The sequence below is a fragment of the Acinetobacter sp. IRS14 genome (genome assembly GCF_034650275.1).
Lineage (GTDB): Bacteria > Pseudomonadota > Gammaproteobacteria > Pseudomonadales > Moraxellaceae > Acinetobacter > Acinetobacter oleivorans.
This window is the reverse complement of the sequence record NZ_JAOVFN010000004.1, coordinates 137045-153199: the sequence shown is the minus strand read 5'-3', so window position 1 is coordinate 153199 and position 16155 is coordinate 137045. Positions and strand designations below refer to the sequence as shown.

Here is a 16155-nt window from a genome sequence, read left to right as displayed (position 1 = left end):
TTAATGGAAAAGTGAAGTAAAAGTAAATGGAGGAAATTTGTTCTATGAAGAGGTGTAGATTTTCATCACTCAAATAAAAAAGCTTTAAAACAAAAAACGCATTAGATGAAACAAAAACAGATGTAGGAATGACTTTTCTTTTGAGCCATTCAGCGACACAATAAAACTTGTCATAGCCAATTTAATGAGAGATTCAAAGGATGAGCGTAGTTTTACCAGTCGCAAAGCGTGGTGAAGATATCTTAAAACTGATTGCGGCTCCCGTCTCGGCAAATGAGTTAAACAGTGATTGGCTTTATCAGCTTGCTGCTGCTATGCAAGCAACGATGCTTGAGCGTAATGGAGTAGGGATTGCCGCACCGCAAGTTTATATTTCTAAACGTGTCATTATTGTGGCTTCTCGACCAAACCCACGCTATCCCGATGCACCTGAAATGGATGCTGTAGTGATGGTTAATCCTGAAATTTTAGAGTTCTCAAATGAAACGCTTTTAGGTGAAGAAGGCTGCTTAAGTGTGCCAGATGAGCGTGGACAAGTTGAGCGCGCAGAAATGGTTAAGGTTAAATATTTAACACTTCAAGGCGAAGTCGTTGAAACGGTTTTTCATGGTTTTCCTGCTCGAATTGTTCAACATGAAGTCGATCATTTAAATGGAGTTCTATTTGTAGAAAGAATAATCTAATCTTCTATTTAAAGTTTTTAAAAACGTATAATGAGCTTGAAATAAATAAGCCATCGGAATTACAATACTTATATCGTGATTTTTATTTCACTAAAAAATTATAATTTTAATATTATCAGCAGGTTGTGCTGAAAAAATGATCGAAAGTGTAAATCTCCTCATTTAAGGTTACTGACCATGAAAACCCCTCTCCCAGATTATTTGGCAAATGTGATAGAAGCCTGTGAGGTAGATAATAGCGGACATCTAGCTGACTATATTCCAGAGTTAGCAAATGCAAATCCAGATCGATTAGCTTTGGCCATGTCTACCGTAGATGGCGAAATTTATTCGATTGGAGATGATGATGTTGAATTCACCATTCAATCGATTTCTAAACCGTTCGTATATGCCTATGTTTTACAACAGCTTGGCATTGATGCAGTACTTGCGAAAGTAGGGGTAGAGCCTTCGGGGGAAGCCTTCAATGAAATTTCATTGGGTAAAGACGGACGTCCGAAAAACCCGATGATTAACTCTGGCGCAATTACGGTACATTCCTTGATTCAGGTCAAGCATGGTTTACATAGTGCAGAAATTCTACGCCGTTTTATGAGCGAGCTTGCAGGGCGTGAATTAAGTTTTGATGAGTCTGTCTATGATTCGGAAGTCAAAACTGCTTACCGTAATCTTTCGATCGGTTATATGTTGCGAACTGTCGGAATTTTAGAGACTGACCCTGTCGATATTGTGAATGGTTACATTCGTCAATGTGCGATCATGGTTACAGTTAAAGACTTGGTACGTATGGGCAGCGTACTTGCCAATGGTGGGGTTGACCCTAAAACTGGAAAGCGTTTATTAAACCGATCTGTGGTTAGACAAGTGCTCAGTGTCATGATGAGCTGTGGCATGTATGATGCCGCGGGTGACTGGTTGTCGACTGTAGGTATTCCTGCTAAGAGTGGTGTAGCAGGCGGTATTTTAGGTGTGCTGCCGGGTCAGGTCAGTATTGCTGCTTTTTCTCCTCGTTTAGATGAGCATGGTCATAGTATTCGAGGCATCGATATTTTAGAACGGTTATCCCGTGACATGGGATTACACCTCATGGAAGGTACACCTTCTGCACAAACGATTGTGCAAAGCCATTACCGTACAGGAAAAGATGCTTCATTAAGTGTATATGTGCTTCGCGGTGTATTGAAATTTACCGAAGCTGAAATGTTGTTGCGCATTTTACAAGATGAGACAACTGACCAAAGCACAATCGTCATTGATTTAACCCAGATTTCACTTATCCATGATGTGGGTAAGCGTATGTTCTTAGAAGGGGTAGATCGTCTGATTGATGATGGCCATACGCTTGTTTTAGTGGATCCTGAACAACGATTAGATCATGCGAGAACTGGTAAAGATCGTGAACTTCATGTCTACCACGATTTTGATGATTTGCTTGAAAAGCATGACCTACCTGCAAAAAAAAAGACTTATAGCGACATCGCAGAACTTCTAAACTGTTGAGGTGTTTTTCCTAGATGTCGCTTAAACATTGCACTGAACGCACTGGGGTTGTTATACCCCAGTGATTCAGAAATTCGAGCAATAGATTCACCATTCGCAATTTTACTTAAGGCAAGTGCAATATGCATTTGCTGGACCCATGCTCGATAAGACAGTCCGGTTTCTTTTTGGAACATACGCATTAGGGTTCTAGAACTCGCACCAATCTCATCAGCCCAATCTGTTAAGTCTTTTGAATGATCAGGAGTATGTAATAACTCTTGGCAAATTTTTAATAGTCGCTTGTCTTTCGGCCAAGGAATCTGAATAGGCAATAAATTGGCCCGATGAATTTCTTCAAAAATCAAAATTTGTAAAGAGCGGGAAAGCTCTTGAGACGTCGCCGTATTTGGTGTGTCTTCTCGTTCAATTTCATTTAAACGAATCAAAAGCTCATGCAACAGGTTACTTACCCGAATAATAAAGCAATGCTGACCCATTAGAGCTGCTGCATTTACTTCAACCAACGCCGTATTTAACTTCACGTGACTCAGCGAAATCACACTGTGCTCGACATGAGCAGGAATCCATAAGGCACACATGGGTGGCACAATCCAGACATTGTTCGGTGTAAACACCTGAATATTTCCTGTGGATGCATACAAAAACTGCGCACGTGTATGTGTGTGGGTAGGGGTGATTTCTCGGTAAGAGTGCTCAGAAGATAGCCCAATCACAAGTTCAGACAAATCAGACTGAATAAGAGAATCGGACATAAACTATCCTAAAAATTGTCACTTATACAATGATTATTGGAAGATAACTTTATAAGCGACAATTTACAATAAGCATCTAACTTAGAATATTGGAGTTTTTCAGGTATGACGTCTTCAATACAATTGAAAGATGGTATTGCCAATACCGTTGTAAATGATCAGCCTCAAGGAATGATTATTAAAATTGTAGGCGCCGTGGCGGTCGCACATTTACTGAATGATTTGATTCAAGCAGTGCTACCCGCTATTTATCCAATGCTAAAAGCAAACTTTTCGCTGAGTTTTGCTCAAGTTGGCCTGATTTCGTTTGTATATCAAATTACAGGTTCACTGCTTCAGCCTTGGATTGGACTTTATACCGATAAACATCCAAAACCGTATCTTCTCCCACTCGGAATGATGGTCACATTCTGCGGCATTATTTTGTTGGCATTTTCACCAAGCTTTACAGTGTTGTTATGTGCATCTGCGCTTATTGGGATAGGCTCGGCAACTTTTCACCCTGAAGCTTCACGGGTGGCACGAATGGCATCGGGTGGGCGCTTTGGTACGGCGCAGTCGACTTTTCAGGTGGGTGGAAATACAGGTACTGCCATTGGTCCATTATTAGCAGCGTTATTGATTGTACCGTTTGGGCAGCATGCAGTTGCGGGTTTAGTGATATTTGCACTTTTAGCGATTTGGGTTTTATTTGGCGTAAGCCGCTGGACGGTGAGTCATGCTAAAAATCAGGTGGCTGCGCGTGCAAATCAAGCACAAAGTAAATTGCATGGCCGTAAGCTGATCATTGCTTTGAGCACAATTAGTTTATTGATGTTTGCTAAATTTACCTACATTGCCAGCATTAGTAACTACTTTACTTTTTATCTTATTCAAAAGTTCCATATCAGCATCCAGACCGCTCAATTGCATTTGTTTGCATTCTTGGCTGCTGTTGCTTTAGGTACATTTGCTGGTGGTCCAATTGGTGACAAAATTGGCCGTAAAGCGGTTATTTGGGTTTCATTTGTTGGTATGGCGCCGTTTGCATTAATGATGCCGTATGCAAACTTATTTTGGACAACAGTTTTCTCAATTATTGCAGGTTTAGTGTTGTCGTCTGCTTTTGCTGCGATGGTGGTTTACGCACAAGAAGCTGTTCCGGGTCGTGTAGGCATGATTGCAGGTTTAATGTTTGGACTTATGTTTGGGGTAAGTGGTATTGCCGCAGCTGGGTTAGGGCATTTAGCTGATATTAACGGCATTGAATGGGTATTTGGTTTATGTTCATTCTTGCCATTACTTGGATTTGCAACTACATTTTTACCAAACACAAAAGTTAAATAAATGAAAAGGCTCTCAGTCATATTCGGCTGAGAGTCTTTTTAGATAATTATGGTTCCAATTAAAAAGACTATTTCTGAATACCAAATTTAAATACGGTGGCACTGTTATAAGTTTGATTTGGGTTCAAACGTGTAGAAGGGAACGATGGTTGATTCGGACTATCTGGAAAATGCTGCGTTTCTAATGCTAACGCATCTGCTTGTCGATAGAGTACGCCATTTGCCCCAGCAATATTTCCTAATAAATGATTGGCTGTATACATTTGAACGCTTGGTTCAGTAGTCAAGACTTGCAGTGTCCGTTTAGATTTCGGATCAAAAACATGAGCTGCAAGATTTAACTTTCCTTGAGACTTTTGGTTAAGTACCCAAGTTTGGTCATAGCCATACCCATAGGCCAATTGCTGATGATTCGCTCGAATATCTTTCACAATTGCCTTAGGCGTCCGAAAATCAAAAGGCGTACCTGCAACCGAAGCTATTTCACCTGTGGGTAAAGAGTTTTGATCGGTTACCAATACACGGTCTGCATTAAGTTGTACAACATGATCGAGCACGCCATAAGGGTTATTACCAGCGCCTGATAAGTTGAAATAACTGTGGTTGGTGAGGTTGACTACTGTAGGCTGATCAGTTTTGGCCTTATATTCGATTTGGAATTCATTTTGATCTGAAAGACTGTAGATCACTTCTACATCTAACTTTCCGGGAAAGCCTTGATCTCCATTTGGACTGGTTAACTTAAGAGAAGCTTTAACGGTTTCACCTTTAGAAACCAAGGGCTTAACTTGCCAAACACGTTTATCAAAGCCCGGATTACCGCTATGCAATGAATTTGGCCCATTATTTTTTTCGAGGTTATAGGTTTTCCCATCTAAGCTAAATTGAGCATTACCAATACGGTTCGCATAACGACCGATTAATCCGCCAAAATGAATGCCTTCCTTGGTATCAGTGACTTCATAACCTTTTAGGTCATCAAAGCCCAAAACGATATTATTTTGTTTATCTTGTGCATCGGGAGTCAAAATCTGTGTAATTACACCACCATAACTAATAAAAGAAACTGAGACTCCCTTATTATTGCTCATGGTGTATAAATCAACTTTTTGACCGTCTTGAGTCGTACCATAGGGTTTTACATTTAATGTTGCTGCATTTGAAAGTTGTGCAAAGCTATAAATCGCAACACCTAAAATTACTAATTTTTTCATGCTGATACTCTATTTTTTAATAGTAAGACTGGATGAATATAAGATTGATTTTTCATCTTTTTAAAGAGGTTTTTATTATATGTAGTGTTAATAATAATCGAGCACTGAATGTTAAATTTTGGAAAAACTGGTTCAATTTACGCTTATAAAGAAATTAATCTTATGAGCAAAATTCGACGATAGGCTATTTTTATGGATCATCCCAATTCAATTTTAAAATTTTCACTTGGTCTTAATGGCTTGTCATTCGACTTAGACAACCAGCACATTCAACTCGAACAGGGCTTGGGTTTTGTTGATTCAAAAAGTATTCGACATGGTGTGATTGATGAACTTGCTATCGAAAAGATGATTTATTTTATTGAAGAAATCATCGAGTCACAGCCACTCAGGAATTTAAAGATAAGCGGTGTAGCTATTACGTCTGATGCTGTTATGACACAACTGAGTGAGTTATTTTTTAGTGCTAAAAAGCAAATCAGTCGTATTGAGCTTGAGCATGGATTCAATGATTTTATTGAGCGTTTGAGCCACTACACAAGCCAAGTGGCTCCAGATCAGCTTTATGTTTTTACCTATTTTGTATTTGTTCGAGAGATGATGCATCACTTAAGAATTGAGGAAATTCATGTAATGTGACTATATAAAAGCTTATATGATATACAACTAGGCTTTTATAATTTTCCCTCATACATTTTTTTTGCCTCAATAGCTTTATCCAATTTTCTATGGATTAAGGAAATAGTAGATAAAATATCTAGGGCATCTTGTTCATCAATAGTCCAAGTAATTTTAGGAGCATGGGCTGTTGTGTTTCTGAATGTACCAAAAATTCCTTTTAATAAGTTCATAAAACCTTTTTGTTCACTCTCTTCGCTTTCTGTCATTAAATTGCTTAATGCTAGATGAGGGATTTTTCCTTTGAATGAGAAAGCTTGATCTATTAACTCTGATCCATCTGTAGTAAGAGACGTTTTATTACGAATTTTTTCAGCGATACTTTTAGTGGCTTCAAATACAGCATGAAAATAATTATCAACTAACAGCTCTGCTTTACAGAAAAGTAGAACGTCATTATGAATCTTCCTATCAATTAATACTTTTCTTAACTTTATAGCGCGTTCTTCTGCTTCAGAAAGCGTTTTGATTGCTGTGATGGGTTTTATAATTCCAGTTTCTTCTAATTCCAATCCTTCAAATGAAAGCACAATATTTAATTTGTTTCGTATTTCATTAAACCATGTTGCATTATCAAAGTGTCTTGATGGTCTCATGACATGTTGAATAAAGAAGATTAAATTATTGGCGCATTTATCTTCATTCTGTTTGAGATTCAAAGCATCATATAACTTTTTCCATTTTGTTGAATTTATTTTTGGATCAGAAATATTACACTCACTTAGGTATTTAGAGATTTCCGTACCTGTTAGGCCATTCATTGTATCGCCTAATATTTTGCAAATAGATTCCAAAGAGGCAGGATCAATTTTTTTGAGAATGGCCATTTAATAATTTTCGAAAATATATAATTGATAAATTACATATTTTTTATTTGAAGATCAATTTAATCCTTCTGCTAATTTTTCTCCTTTTGACAAGGAGAATAAGGCGCATTTAAGCAAAAGAATCTCATTTGAGCTGGTTTATTGACTATGGAGGTGCTTGAGGGGACCGATGTGTTTGAAAGAGAGGAAATTGAGTTTAAGTGATGTCTGTGCCTATTTCTAAGAAACGGTCAGCATCCTCGTTTTGACATGATTGATTTGCCAGATGCATTTTTAGATGCAGGGGCCTTAGCTACTTTACATGATCGATATAGTATTTCAACTGAAGCAGTTAAAGAGAAGATTAAGTCACATTTGAAATAAAAGTAATGTGCACTTGATATAAATAGTATCGAAAAAAACTTTTTGAAATCCCTCAATGTTAAAGGTGGGGGATTTTCTTATTTACGGTACGTTTAATCTAAAATTGCTAGGTCAAATAAGAGAGTTCTGCTCAACAACTGTTATGGCAAAGATTACTTCTTAAGCAAATTTTAGGATTATAATTTTATCAATAAAATCTAATCCTTACTATAAAAGCAAAAATAGTTATATTTTGACTTTATATATGTGTTTTGGGTCCAAAATTTCTTTAAATTTTTCCCTTACATGTCCCTGACCAGAATCACTTGAGAAGCCATAACCTAGAGTATTCCATTGAAGAAAGCTAGGCCAAACATCAGGTTCTGGATGGTTTGTAGATATATGTGTGAGAGTTTCAGAATATTTATAGTTTTTTAGTTCAGATGAAGGAATTACTTTAAATTTTTTATACTTATAAGTTGATTTATCTAAAATGGAGTAAGTGAGCTTATATCGTGATTGAGATCTTAGTTTTAAATACTTTTTATAGTAACTCTCAAATGATGAAGTAGAACTAAGATAAATATTGTAATTACAATTTATAATTTGGAACTGATTTATGATTTCTATATCCTTGTCTTTTTTAATTTTCAAAATATTTTTATTATGAGGGATTGAATATACTTTTTTGTCATAAGCTAAAAAGCAATAATTAGGGCTTATAGGTAATATTAATAAGGTCCCCATTGAATTTAAGCCAAATGAAAAGTATTTCAATAAATCTTTTTTGAAGTAATACCTATTTGTTAGAATGGCAGGATTGTCAGATGTGATAAAAGGTACTTCAGTGTAATTTTTAATTAAAATACATGTAAGATCATCTAATAGATGAAAACCAATATGCATGTTTTTCATAATCATTTTTGTAGTTTCATATTGATTTAAAATATTATTGTCGATATGTTCTTGAATTTCATTGTTTTCAACAAATTTTTGAAACGATAGTAGAGATTCATTTATGTAGTATTCAGTCCTTATGTATTGTACAAACCAAAAATTTATAAGACATTTTTTATCTTTTTCTGTCAATTGATATGTAGGATTTTGCTGAATGGTTTGTAATAAATTTGAATAACTTCCCTCATATTCATGTAAAGCCTTCTCTATTTTTAAATCTTTTCCATAAAAGTAATCTTTAGAGCATTGATTTTTAATTGGTGCATTTTCGAAGAGTCTGTGAGACCTTAAATTAAATAGACTGATGCTTTTAGCTTTAGTATTTTTTTGTAAGCTAAAAGATCTAAGATAGCATTGAGGTACAAAATGTTGATTTTTAAATGATGGCATATTGGAAAGTTATATAGGAGTTTATGAAAATTATAATAAATTTATTAAAAATTTAGTTGGACATCCACTAGATAAATTAATCTCTCCAAACCTCCTTTTAAAAAGTGAGGAACTGTCACACAATTCATTTAATTATATGACAGCCTCTTCTTCTTAAAGAGGTGTAGGTAGAGCAGATTAAAAGGTCTCTAAATCAAGCAATCGAATCATCTAAATTTGGTCCTAACCAGCGTTTTGCCTCATCAAGTGTCCAACCTTTACGTTTTGCATAATCTTCAAGCTGGTCTTGAGAGATTTTGCCCACGTTAAAATATTCACTTTGTGGATGAGAATAATAGAAACCACTTACTGAAGATGGTGGCATCATTGCAAAGTGTTCAGTCAGTTTAGTACCGATCTTGTCGGTAGAACCTAACCAGTCAAACAACACTGCTTTTTCAGAGTGCTCTGGGCAAGCTGGGTAACCCGGTGCAGGGCGAATACCGACATATTTCTCTTTAATCAGCTCTTCATTGCTAAGCTGTTCATCAGCTTTATAACCCCAGAACTCTTTACGAATACGTTCATGTAAATGTTCTGCAAAAGCTTCGGCAAAACGGTCAGCTAGTGATTGAACTAAAATTGCAGAGTAGTCATCACCTTTGGCTTTGTATTCATTTGCCAATTCTTCTGCACCAAAAATCGATACAGTGAATCCGCCCAAGTAGTCTTGTTGCTCACGGTCAGCGCGAATGTAATCTGCCAAAGACAAGTTTGGTTTACCTGTCACTTTGTCAGATTGCTGACGCAAGTGCTCAAAAGTATGTGTAACATTTTGACCAGCTTCATCAAATACGCTGACGGTGTCTGCGTCAGTGCGCTGTGCAGGGAACATACCAAATACAGCACGGGCATCAAAACGATTGTTGTCGATAATATCTTTCAACATTGCTTGTGCTTGGTTGTAAAGGTCAGTTGCAGCTTCCCCAACCACTTCATCTTCTAAAATTTTCGGAAACTTACCTGCCAAGCTCCAAGAAATGAAGAATGGTGTCCAGTCAAAATATTCTACAAGTGTTGCAAGTGGGTAATTGGTGAGGACTTGTGTTCCCAAAAGATTTGGTTTGGCAGGAACATAACTCTCATCAATTTTAAAGCCATTCTCAACCGACTCTGCATAAGTTAGCTTGGCAGCTTTAGGCTGTTTGTTGGCTAAGCGCTCACGAATTTTGACATATTCAGCACGGTGCTCTGCAATAAAGTTTCCACGCATTTCTTTTGAAAGCAGGGTAGTTGCGACACCCACAGCACGTGAAGCGTCGGCAACATAAATCACCGCATCGTTTTGGTACTGAGGGTCAATTTTTACTGCTGTGTGTGCTTTTGAAGTTGTTGCACCACCAATCAATAAAGGAATGTTAAAGCCTTTACGCTGCATTTCTTTCGCAACAAATACCATTTCATCTAAAGATGGTGTAATCAGACCTGATAATCCAATGATGTCACATTTTTCATCAATTGCAGTTTGCAAGATTTTCTCGCAAGGCACCATCACACCAAGGTCAACAATATCGTAACCATTACAGCCCAGTACCACGCCTACAATATTTTTACCAATATCGTGCACGTCGCCCTTAACAGTTGCCATCAGGACTTTACCTTTAGATTGGCTACCCGTTTTTTCAGCTTCAATGTACGGGTTGAGCCAAGCTACAGCTTGCTTCATAACACGTGCAGATTTCACAACCTGAGGTAAGAACATCTTGCCTGAACCGAACAAGTCACCAACGACATTCATGCCATCCATCAAAGCACCTTCGATTACATCTAAAGGACGTTTGGCTTTTAGGCGAGCTTCTTCGGTATCTTCGTCAATGTAAGTGGTAATACCTTTAACCAATGCATATTCAAGACGTTTCTCTACAGGTTCGTTACGCCATTCAAGGTTTTCTGCTTCGCGCTGCGCACCACTATGACCACGGAACTTTTCAGCGACTTCAAGCAATTTTTCGGTCGCAAGTTGACCAGATTCACCTTGGTTCTGGTTTAAAACAACATCTTCAACTGCATCTTTGAGTTCTTTAGGAATATCGTCATAAATTGCCATTTGACCGGCATTTACAATACCCATAGTCATGCCTTGTTTAATGGCATGGTACAAGAACACAGAGTGAATCGCTTCACGAACAGGCTCATTTCCACGGAATGAGAACGAAACGTTTGATACACCACCAGAAATCATAGCGTGAGGTAAGTTCTGTTTAATCCAACCTGTGGCTTCAATAAAATCGACACCATAGTTATTGTGTTCTTCAATACCAGTTGCCACTGCAAACACGTTCGGGTCAAAAATAATATCTTCAGCAGGGAAGCCCACATCGTTAACCAAAACATCATAAGAACGTTTACAGATTTCGCGTTTACGCTCAGCAGTGTCGGCCTGACCAGTTTCATCAAAAGCCATCACAATAATCGCAGCACCATATTGGCGACACAGGCGAGCTTTTTCAACAAACTCGTCATAACCTTCTTTTAACGAAATCGAGTTAACAACTGGTTTACCTTGTACGCATTTTAGGCCTGCTTCAATGATTTCCCATTTCGATGAGTCAATCATGATTGGCACACGTGAAATATCTGGCTCAGATGCTACAAGGTTTAAGAAATGTACCATCGCATTTTGCGAATCGAGCATCCCTTCATCCATATTAATGTCGATAATCTGAGCGCCAGCTTCCACTTGTTGCTGTGCAACTTCTAAAGCTTCGGCAAAGTTTTCTTCACGAATTAAGCGTAAGAATTTTTTTGAACCAGTAACGTTGGTACGTTCACCGACGTTAACGAACAATGAGTCATCATAAATATTAAATGGTTCTAAACCACTTAAGCGACAAGCTGGCTTAGTTTCAGGAATTTGACGTGGTGCAATGTCTTTTACAGCATTGGCAATCGCACGAATATGGTCTGGCGTTGTACCACAGCAACCGCCGGTAATATTGATCAAACCACTTTCTGCAAATTCTTTTAAGAATGCAGCAGTTTGTTCTGGTGTTTCATCATATTCACCAAAAGCGTTTGGTAAGCCAGCATTTGGATGAGCAGAAATGAACGTATCAGCAACATCAGACACGGTTTTAACGTGAGGTCGCATAGCATCTGCACCAAGAGCACAGTTGAAACCAATTGAGAGTAAGTCACCATGGCGTACAGAGTTCCAAAACGCTTCAGCAGTTTGACCTGTTAAGGTACGACCTGAGGCATCGGTAATGGTCCCCGAAATCATGAGTGGTAATTCATGACCAATTTGTTTAAAGACTTCTTTCACCGCAAAAATTGCAGCTTTACAGTTTAATGTATCAAAAACGGTTTCAATCAGAATGATATCTGCACCGCCTTCAATCAGCGCATGAGTTGCCTCAATATAGTTTTCTTTTAGCTCATCAAAGGTAATGTTACGAAAGGCAGGGTCATTTACATTAGGTGAAATTGAACAGGTACGTGATGTTGGACCGAGTACACCTGCTACAAAACGCGGTTTATCTGGGGTTGAATACTTTTCACAAGCTGCTTTAGCTAAACGTGCTGCTTCACGGTTAATCTCTGGAACAAGATCTTCCATGTGATAGTCAGACATTGAAACACGCGTGCCGTTAAAGCTGTTGGTTTCAATAATGTCTGCGCCTGCATCAAGATAAGCTTCATGAATACCTTGAATGATTTCGGGTTGAGTTAGCACAAGAAGGTCATTGTTACCTTTTAGGTCATGTGCCCAATCGGCAAAACGCTCACCACGGTAGTCGGCTTCTTCTAATTTATGGCGTTGAATCATGGTACCCATCGCACCATCAATAATCAGAATGCGTTTGGCAAGAAGCGCTTTTAGGGTGGCAAGCGTAGACATAAAAAAAACCCCGATATCGTACAAATTTAAAAATGCGGCGCTATTGTAACAGAATAGTTGCACAATTGATGAGCTATAACGACCCACCATTCACTTGTAATAGATTCATTAAAAAACGGCTTTTATGACAAATTAGAGACTGTTTTTTCATCAAATATTCATAAAATGATCATGATATTGAAATATTTCATCGCCAATATTCCGTTTTATGACAATTATGCTGTTTAAAAAACAAGCATTCGGGTAATTTTTTATATATTTTTGCTTTAAAAATAGTCATAAATAAGGAAGATATAAATTGATTTAAATTATTGTATTTTAATAAAAAAATAAATTTCATAGAGGAAAGGTGCATCAAATGAGGTCAAAATATGAAAAATTGACTTCATCAGGCGCCGCTTTGTCATATAATTGTCATAATTTAATTTAAGAATACAGAGGATTTTTTTATCCTCTTACCGTCTGCATGAATTCTAATCTACCCCCTGTTTCGGATTCAAAACTTGCGGCAAACCTGCAAGTCAAATCGACGAATGTACATGTCCCGACACCCAAGTTTTTTATGCCGGTGTTTCTGACGATTATTGTTGCAACACTTATTTATATTGGATTTCAGGTGAGTGCTGATTTAGCACATGTACCACCTTTGAGTCTTTATTCGGTTATCCTTTTATCTACTGCACTCTTGATTGCTTTAGGCTTTGAGTTTGTAAATGGCTTCCACGATACTGCAAATGCAGTAGCAACAGTGATTTACACCAATGCTTTACCTGCACCAGTTGCAGTCATGTGGGCAGGTTTTTGTAATTTTCTTGGGGTAATGGTTGCAAGCGGCGCAGTCGCTTACGGCATTATTGCATTGTTGCCTGTTGAACTGATTATGAACATGGGTAGCGGTGCAGGTTTCGCAATGGTTTTTGCGCTTCTAATTGCTGCGATTCTCTGGAACTTAGGTACTTGGTTCTTGGGTATTCCTGCTTCTAGTTCTCATACCTTGATTGGTTCAATCTTGGGTGTGGGTATTATGAACCATCTGTTGAGTGCATCGACTGGCGTAACGACCAGCGGTGTTGATATGGATCAGGTGATTAAAGTCGGTAAGGCCTTATTATTTTCGCCTTTAATTGGTTTTGCTTTTGCAGCGATTGTATTCTTGTTGGTTAAAACTGTTTTTAAACGCCAATTAGAATTATTCCAACCGCCAGAAGGTAATAAACCACCACCAGCAATCATTCGTGCAATTTTAATCTTTACCTGTACAGGTGTAAGTTTTGCACATGGTTCTAATGACGGTCAAAAAGGTATGGGGCTCATCATGCTGATTTTGGTGGGTCTGGTGCCGTTGGCTTATTCATTAAATAAAAACCTTGATACACAACAAGTTCAATCATTCCATCAGCTTTCTTCTCAAACTGCCGTATTTTTGAATCAAAATCAGCCAGAATTAACTGACGAAAAAGCACGTCTTATTCTGACTAAATACATTCAAACTAAACAGCAAACTCCAGAAGTAGTGCCTGCATTGGCAAGCATGACTGACCACTTGGGTGAGCGTGTTTCTAGCTATAGCAACTTAAAAGATATTCCAGAAGCTGCAATTAGCGAAATTCGTAATGACATGTATTTAAGCACCACTTCGTTTAAGCGCTTGGATAAAGCGAATGCATTACCAAAAATGGATCAGTCACAAGAAAAGCTTGTGAAAGAATACCGTAGTAGCTTAGATTCATTCTTACAATACATTCCAACTTGGGTGAAAGTAGCAGTTGCTTTGGCACTTGGCTTAGGCACCATGGTGGGCTGGAAACGTATTGTTGTGACTGTAGGTGAGCGTATTGGTAAGCATCATATGACTTATGGTCAGGGGATGTCTGCTGAACTTGTAGCAATGAGTACAATTGCAGCTGCTGACGGTTTAGGCATGCCTGTTTCAACAACACACGTTTTAAACAGCGCTGTTGCAGGTACTATGGTTGCGAATAGATCGGGCTTAAACTTCAATACAGTGAAAACAATTTTATCTGCATGGGTATTTACACTTCCTGCAACAATCTGTTTATCAGGTGGTTTGTACTGGTTATTCTTGCAGTTTGTATAAAAGCATTTAAAACATTAAAGCCACTGTTTACAGTGGCTTTTTTATTTGTTTCTTTTTAAAGTTCCGTCTATTTTCATGTACATTCAATTATAAATTAACAAGTCGTTATAGAGCATCAAACAGCTTTAAAAGCTGAGCTTAAACTTTTTATATCAGGATAGATTATGAATGCGGTTCAAATAGATCAGCTAAAACAACAATTTCCACTTATTAAGACACTGCAAGCCTATCAAGAGACATTTTGGTTTACACCTCATCGCTATCCTTTAACAGAAGCTTTAGAAAAAGTTGGACTCACAGCAGACGATGTAAGTGACGCGGAAGCAAGACTAGCGCGTTTCGCACCTTATTTGGCAAAGGTATTTCCTGAAACTCAAGCACAACATGGAAAAATTGAATCAGATATCGTTGAAATTTCGAAAATGCAGCAAGCACTTTCTTCAACAGAACAAGTGCAACTGAGTGGAGCATTCTGGCTAAAAAAAGATAGTCATTTACCTATTTCTGGTTCAATTAAAGCGCGTGGTGGTATTTATGAAGTTTTGGCTCACGCTGAAAAATTGGCAATTGAGGCTGGGCTTCTCAAGTTGGAAGACGATTACAATAAACTCGACCAAGACGCATTTCGCACGTTTTTTTCTAAATATCAAATTGCAGTAGGTTCTACAGGTAACCTTGGGCTTTCAATTGGCATTATGAGCGCCAAACTGGGTTTTAGAGTCACAGTGCATATGTCTGCCGATGCGAGACAGTGGAAGAAAGACAAACTGCGTTCACTAGGTGTCAACGTGGTGGAATATGCCAGTGACTATGGTGTAGCTGTTGAAGAGGGACGAAAAGCCGCAGAACAAGATCCACACTGCTTTTTTATTGATGATGAAAACTCGAAAACATTATTTTTAGGCTATGCCGTTGCAGGAATCCGCTTAAAACAGCAATTTGAGCAAAAACAGATTAAAGTTGATGCTGAACACCCATTATTTGTTTATTTGCCGTGTGGCGTCGGTGGTGGCCCAGGTGGCGTGAGTTTTGGGTTGAAACTGGCTTTTGGTGAGCACGTACATTGTATTTTTGCTGAACCAACCCATTCGCCTTGCATGTTACTTGGTGTGCACACAGGCTTGCATGATCAGATTTCAGTAAATGACATTGGCATCGATAACGTTACTACCGCAGATGGACTTGCAGTAGGACGTGCTTCAGGTTTTGTCGGACGTGCTATGCAACAGTTAATTGATGGCTATTACACCATTCATGATGAACGTTTGTATGAACTCATAGCGCTTCTAAATCAAACTGAAAATATTCAGCTAGAGCCTTCAGCGGTGGCAGGAATGATGGGTCCATATTATGTTCAGACGAGTCCTGATTATTTGGCTTTACACCAGTTAACAGCTGAACAGTTGCAGCAGGCAAATCATGTGGTATGGGCGACCGGAGGCGGTATGGTACCACCTGATGAAATGCAAAAATATCTTTCACACGTTCAAAATAAATAGAAAAACT

General features: G+C 38.2%; 11 protein-coding genes and 1 pseudogene. 7 read left to right on the top strand and 5 right to left on the bottom strand.

Annotated features, from left to right (window positions below; all coding sequences use genetic code 11):
- Window positions 1-200: 200 nt before the first annotated feature.
- The gene (def, locus tag ODQ17_RS05795; RefSeq protein WP_322902337.1) at window positions 201-683 is read left to right on the top strand and encodes a peptide deformylase; all 483 of its coding nucleotides are present in this window, start codon (window positions 201-203) and stop codon (window positions 681-683) included.
- Between the two features lie 177 nt (window positions 684-860).
- Window positions 861-2183 carry a glutaminase gene (locus tag ODQ17_RS05790; protein ID WP_004703144.1) on the top strand — a complete coding sequence of 441 codons (1323 nt, stop codon included), beginning with the start codon at window positions 861-863 and terminating at the stop codon, window positions 2181-2183.
- Here the strand turns inward: ODQ17_RS05790 and ODQ17_RS05785 are convergent.
- Window positions 2150-2938: an AraC family transcriptional regulator gene (locus tag ODQ17_RS05785; protein WP_049837673.1), complete on the bottom strand. Its 789-nt coding sequence runs from the start codon at window positions 2936-2938 to the stop codon at window positions 2150-2152. The two genes, ODQ17_RS05790 and ODQ17_RS05785, sit on opposite strands and share 34 nt — an antisense overlap.
- Window positions 2939-3043: 105 nt before the next feature.
- Here ODQ17_RS05785 and ODQ17_RS05780 point away from each other — a divergent pair, with 105 nt between their 5' ends.
- Window positions 3044-4264 (top strand): MFS transporter, encoded by a 1221-nt coding sequence (locus ODQ17_RS05780; protein ID WP_322902335.1) that lies wholly within the window; start codon window positions 3044-3046, stop codon window positions 4262-4264.
- Between the two features lie 67 nt (window positions 4265-4331).
- Here ODQ17_RS05780 and ODQ17_RS05775 read toward each other — a convergent pair whose 3' ends face one another.
- Window positions 4332-5477, bottom strand: a complete 1146-nt coding sequence (locus ODQ17_RS05775; RefSeq protein WP_322902333.1) for an aldose epimerase family protein — start codon at window positions 5475-5477, stop codon at window positions 4332-4334.
- 192 nt (window positions 5478-5669) lie between these two features.
- Here ODQ17_RS05775 and ODQ17_RS05770 point away from each other — a divergent pair, with 192 nt between their 5' ends.
- Complete coding sequence (locus ODQ17_RS05770; protein ID WP_322902331.1) at window positions 5670-6116, top strand: hypothetical protein; 447 nt, start codon at window positions 5670-5672, stop codon at window positions 6114-6116.
- Window positions 6117-6151: 35 nt separating this feature from the next.
- On the opposite strand, the gene ODQ17_RS05765 is transcribed toward ODQ17_RS05770, so the two are convergent.
- Window positions 6152-6982 (bottom strand): TIGR02391 family protein, encoded by an 831-nt coding sequence (locus tag ODQ17_RS05765; protein WP_322902329.1) that lies wholly within the window; start codon window positions 6980-6982, stop codon window positions 6152-6154.
- A 213-nt stretch (window positions 6983-7195) separates the two neighbouring features.
- On the opposite strand from ODQ17_RS05765, the pseudogene ODQ17_RS19200 reads away from it, so the two are divergent.
- Window positions 7196-7345: pseudogene (locus tag ODQ17_RS19200) on the top strand (transketolase family protein); the annotation flags it as partial.
- A 225-nt stretch (window positions 7346-7570) separates the two neighbouring features.
- Here the strand turns inward: ODQ17_RS19200 and ODQ17_RS05755 are convergent.
- Both ODQ17_RS05755 and metH read right to left on the bottom strand, forming a co-directional pair.
- Window positions 7571-8671: a DUF4238 domain-containing protein gene (locus tag ODQ17_RS05755; RefSeq protein ID WP_322902327.1), complete on the bottom strand. Its 1101-nt coding sequence runs from the start codon at window positions 8669-8671 to the stop codon at window positions 7571-7573.
- A 193-nt stretch (window positions 8672-8864) separates the two neighbouring features.
- Window positions 8865-12551: a methionine synthase gene (gene metH, locus ODQ17_RS05750; protein WP_322902325.1), complete on the bottom strand. Its 3687-nt coding sequence runs from the start codon at window positions 12549-12551 to the stop codon at window positions 8865-8867.
- Window positions 12552-13017: 466 nt separating this feature from the next.
- Between metH and ODQ17_RS05745 the strand changes: the two genes are divergently transcribed.
- Window positions 13018-14649 (top strand): inorganic phosphate transporter, encoded by a 1632-nt coding sequence (locus ODQ17_RS05745; protein ID WP_005303318.1) that lies wholly within the window; start codon window positions 13018-13020, stop codon window positions 14647-14649.
- Window positions 14650-14813: 164 nt separating this feature from the next.
- Window positions 14814-16148 (top strand): D-serine ammonia-lyase, encoded by a 1335-nt coding sequence (locus tag ODQ17_RS05740; protein WP_322902323.1) that lies wholly within the window; start codon window positions 14814-14816, stop codon window positions 16146-16148.
- Window positions 16149-16155: the final 7 nt, after the last annotated feature.